At 69.8% G+C, this 4,244-nt stretch carries 6 protein-coding genes and 1 tRNA gene; 3 read left to right on the top strand and 4 right to left on the bottom strand.

The window, feature by feature from the left end; all coding sequences use genetic code 11:
• A partial coding sequence (locus GJ634_RS15690) for a hypothetical protein (protein WP_197425548.1) occupies nt 1-239 on the top strand: 239 nt, incomplete at its 5' end.
• On the opposite strand, the gene GJ634_RS14410 is transcribed toward GJ634_RS15690, so the two are convergent.
• The 3 genes from GJ634_RS14410 to GJ634_RS14400 all read right to left on the bottom strand — a co-directional run bounded on the left by GJ634_RS14410 (nt 236) and on the right by GJ634_RS14400 (nt 2,134).
• Nucleotides 236-847, bottom strand: coding sequence for a DUF309 domain-containing protein (locus tag GJ634_RS14410; protein WP_157503546.1), 612 nt, complete (start codon nt 845-847; stop codon nt 236-238). The genes GJ634_RS15690 and GJ634_RS14410 overlap by 4 nt on opposite strands.
• 39 nt (nt 848-886) lie before the next feature.
• A complete protein-coding gene (locus tag GJ634_RS14405; RefSeq protein ID WP_157503545.1) occupies nt 887-1,642 on the bottom strand; it encodes a PHP domain-containing protein in 756 nt (251 codons plus the stop codon).
• Between the two features lie 419 nt (nt 1,643-2,061).
• Nucleotides 2,062-2,134, bottom strand: a tRNA-Arg gene (locus GJ634_RS14400).
• A 183-nt stretch (nt 2,135-2,317) separates the two neighbouring features.
• Here GJ634_RS14400 and GJ634_RS14395 point away from each other — a divergent pair.
• Nucleotides 2,318-3,718 (top strand): single-stranded DNA binding protein, encoded by a 1,401-nt coding sequence (locus GJ634_RS14395; protein WP_157503544.1) that lies wholly within the window; start codon nt 2,318-2,320, stop codon nt 3,716-3,718.
• Here the strand turns inward: GJ634_RS14395 and GJ634_RS14390 are convergent.
• On the bottom strand, nt 3,715-3,942 hold the full coding sequence (locus GJ634_RS14390) for a hypothetical protein (protein WP_157503543.1): 228 nt from the start codon (nt 3,940-3,942) through the stop codon (nt 3,715-3,717). The two genes, GJ634_RS14395 and GJ634_RS14390, sit on opposite strands and share 4 nt — an antisense overlap.
• A gap of 91 nt (nt 3,943-4,033) precedes the next feature.
• On the opposite strand from GJ634_RS14390, the gene GJ634_RS14385 reads away from it, so the two are divergent.
• Nucleotides 4,034-4,244 (top strand): histone-like protein (locus GJ634_RS14385; protein WP_197425547.1); only part of this gene is annotated, 211 nt, incomplete at its 3' end.

Below are 4,244 nucleotides of genomic sequence, written 5' to 3'. Positions count from 1 at the left end.
AGATGGCCGGGATTCGCGAACTCCTCGCGGTCGTGCTCGGCGCCGCGCTCGGACTCGCGATGATTCTCGCGCCGCGAGCGGCGCTCCAGCTCTCCATCTTCGTCGGGCCGAACCGCCGCCGCCGCGGCGAGTACGGCACCGACGACACCATCCCCGACACGTGGGCGTGGCTGGTCCGCGCGCTGGGCGTCGCGTGTCTCGCCGTCGCCGGCGTCATCGCCTACCAGACGTACGCCTAGTCGAACAGGCCCGCCACGTCGTCTTCTCGCCGCTGCCGCCGCCGCACGTGCTGGCGGAGTCGCGTCGCCACCAGCGCGCGCTGCTCGCGCTCGGTCACGAAGTCACAGAGCAACACCCCGAACTCGTTCAGCTCTCCCTCGGCGAGTCCCTCGCGGGCGTACTCTGCGCCCGCCTCCACGAACTCCGCGTCGTAGCCGAGCGCCTCGGCGAGCGCAACCCCGGCCTCTACGCCCGCCGGCGCGTCCAAGTCTTCGAGGGCGAGCGCGCGCCCCTCGTAGGTCAGCGACGGCGGCGTGCCGCGCTCGACACGCTCCGGGTCGCTCCCGAGCGCATCGACGTACTCTCTGACGGCGGCCACGTCCACGCCCCGGTACTCCGCGGGGAGGTCGGCGAGGTACTCGCGCGCGCTCTCGCAGAGCCCGACCGCGCCCGCCCAGTTCCGGTCGCGCGCGTGGTGGACCGCCGCCGAACACTGGATGAGGCCGTGGAGCAGTCGCTCGTCGTCGCCGTCCTCGAGCGCCAGCCACGCGTCCTCCCACGCGTCGTGGGCGGCGTGGTAGTGGCCGGCGTTGTAAACCGCGATGCCCGCGCGCAGCGCCGCGTCCATACTCCGGATTCGGCTGCCGGACGCAAACCCGTTTCGCCGTCAGGCGTTCTGCATCGACGCCGGCCACGCGCTGACGTAGGGGAGCCGCTTCGTCAACACGAACGCGCTCTTCCGCGCCGCGCCCTTCGCGTACTGCCGCGTGCTCCGGTGAATCGGCGTCCGCTTCCCCCGGATGTCCGTCTCGCCCGCGCGCAGCGCCGCCAGCACGGTCTCCGTCTCGATGTCGCCGGCCGGCGTCCCCGGGTCGACCTCGGGCAGCGCGACGTCCGTGTACGCCCGCCCGACGTTCCGAATCGAGTGCGCGTCGCTCGCCCCGAACCGCGGGTAGTCGTGACGCCGCGCGAACGTCCGCGCGCGGCGGTTCCGGTAGCCCGTGAACACCATCGAGTTGTACACCTCGATGCCGTCGCACTCGCCGAGGTTCCCCCGGCGAACGCCGTGCCGGCTCCGCTGGAACGGGTGCGGGACGACCGCCACCCCGCCCTGCTCGCGGACCTCTCGCACCGTCGCCTCGAACGACCGCCCGCGCTCCGGGCACTCCTCGACGCCGAGCGCGAGCAGGTGGCCCGCGTCCGTCGACACCTCCACGCCCGGAATCCCCACCAGCCCGTACTCCGGCGCCAGCTCCGCCGCCCGCAGCGACTCCTCGATGCTGTCGTGGTCGGTCACCACCACCCCGTCGAGGTCGATGTCGCTGGCGTGCTCGAGGATGAGCTCCACGGGCTCGTTCCCGTCGTACGAGCCCTCCGAGTGCACGTGCGGGTCGATCGACAGCACCGTCCGGTCCTCGCTCATGCTCACCGAGTACACGGCCCACCGCTAAGAACTTCGTGCCCGCGACGGTCCACGAACGTAGTGAGGAACGTCCGGACGACGATTTGAACATCGTGAGGCGGTCGCCTCACTCCGTTCGGCGCTGCGACTCACGGGTTCAAATCGCCTGACGTGAATACTCGCTGTCCGACGCGAGCGACACGGCGGTCGCTCGCGGTCGGAGCGGCGTGAGAATGTAACGTCCGGACGGCGTCCGTGCGAACGAAGTGAGCACGGGCTCGTCGGACGTGACGAACGTAGTGAGGAACGTCCGGACGACGATTTGAACTCCGACAGACTTCGCTGCGCTCGTCTGCCGTGCTCAAATCGCCTCGACGTTGACACAGCAGGACGCCGAGAGCGACACGGGCGTCGCTCTCGGGCGTAGTCTGCAGAGAAAACGTCCGGACGGCGATTTGAACGCCGGTCCCTGGCTCCGCAAGCCAAGAGGATAGTCCACTACCCTATCCGGACTCACTCTGTCGTACCCGGGACTTACGTAAAGCGGTTACGATTCGGGGTGCGGCTGCGGTCCGGAGGTTCAAACCGGAGGCCGCGCCATCCCGACGCGTGCCACCGATAACCGGCGGACTGAGACGGCGTAATTCCCCAAGGACAACGCTTATGCGCGGCTCGCGTCTGGAGTGAACTACGATTATGGGCGACGACATCGAGGACGTCTACGGGGACCTCGACACCGACGTGTCCCTCGAGGAGTTCCGGGACGCCGTCGAGTCGAAGGTCGAACAGATGGGCGGACTGGCCGACGAGGAGACGGCCGCCATGCTCATCGCCCACGAGCTCGAGGACGGCGAGGTCAACGGCGTCGCGGACGTCGAACCGGAGATGGACGAGGTGAAGTTCATCGCGAAGGTGACGAGCATCGGCGACGTGCGGACGTTCGAGCGCGACGACGACGAGGACCCGGAGGGCCGCGTGGTGAACGTCGACGTCGCCGACGAGACCGGCAGCGTCCGGCTGTCGCTGTGGGACGAGCAGGCCGAGGGCGCCAAGGACGAACTCGAGGTCGGGGACGTGCTCCGCGTGAAGGGGCGGCCGAAGGACGGCTACAACGGCATCGAGGTCAGCGCCGACCAGGTGGAGGTCGACAACGACGAGGACGTCGACGTGCAGGTCCAGGACGAGTACCGCGTCGAGGACCTCTCCCTGGGCATCTCGGACGTGAACCTCACGGGCGAAGTGCTCGACGCGGAGGACGTCCGGACGTTCGACCGCGACGACGGCAGCGAGGGCAAGGTCTCGAACGTCGTGCTCGGCGACGAGACCGGGCGCGTCCGGGTCACGCTCTGGGACGACCAGGCGGAGACCGCGACCGAACTCTCGCAGGGCGAGGTCGTCGAGGTCGTCGACGGCTACGTCCGGGAGCGCGACGGCAGCCTCGAACTCCACGTCGGCGACCGCGGCGCGGTCGAACCCGTGGACGCGGACGTGGCGTTCGAACCCGACACCACGCCCATCGACGCGCTCGAACTCGACGACGTGGCCGACGTCGCGGGCGTCATCCGCTCGGCGGACCCCAAACGCACGTTCGACCGCGACGACGGCAGCGAGGGCCAGGTGCGGAACGTCCGCGTGCAGGACGACACGGGCGACATCCGCGTGGCGCTCTGGGGCGACAAGGCCGACCTCGACATCGGGCCGGGCGACGAGGTCGCGTTCGTCGACGTCGAGATTCAGGACGGCTGGCAGGACGACATCGAGGCCTCCGCGGGCTGGCAGGCCTCCGTCATCCCGCTCGCCGACGGCGCGACGACCGGCGGCGAGGACTCGGGCGGCGCGACGGGGCTCTCGGCGTTCGAGGACGGCAACGAACCGGAGTCCACCGAGGACACTACTGAGTCCGCGGACGGGGACGACGCGGACGGCGAAGAAGTCGAGTTCACGGGCGTGGTCGTGCAGGCCCAGAACCCCGTGATTCTGGACGACGGCGAGGAGACGGTGAGCGTGGAGACGGACGCGGACGTCACGCTCGGCCAGGAAGTGACGGTCCGCGGCCTCCTACGGGACGGCCGCCTCCGCGCCGAAGAGCTCCACTAGTCCCACTCGGCGTCGTCCGGGTGGTTGTCCGCGTTCGTCGCGTCGCGGGCCTCCTGGTAGCGCTCCTCGTCCTCGTGTTCGATCTCCTCCGCTATCTGCTCCTCTCGGTACTCCTCGTCGGCTTCCCGGCGCTCCTCGACGACCTCTTCGGCTTCCGCCGCGTCGGCGTCGACCTCCTGTTCGGCGACGTCTTCGGCGTTCGCCTGGTGGGGGTTCTTCGTCATATCCGGGAGTTGGCGTTCGCGGCCCAAATGCGTGGTGGCGGCGTCCGTCCCAACGGAAACAGTTAAGCGTGCGACAGCCACCCATTGACGCATGAGCGTCGAACTCCCGTTCGCGCCGGTCGACACCATCATCCGGCGACACGCGGGTGACTTGCGGGTGAGCGCCGACGCGGCAGAGGAACTCGCACGGCGCATCCAGCGCCGCGGCGCATCGCTCGCAGCGGACGCCGCCGACCGTGCGGCCGACGACGGCCGAAAGACCCTGATGGCGGCCGACTTCGGCGTCGACGCCGTCCCCGACG

Origin of the sequence: Halobacterium sp. CBA1126, assembly GCF_009741975.1 — an archaeon.
GTDB lineage: Archaea > Halobacteriota > Halobacteria > Halobacteriales > Halobacteriaceae > Halobacterium.
The sequence above is the reverse complement of the archived record's forward strand: the minus strand, read 5'-3'. Positions and strand labels throughout refer to the sequence as shown.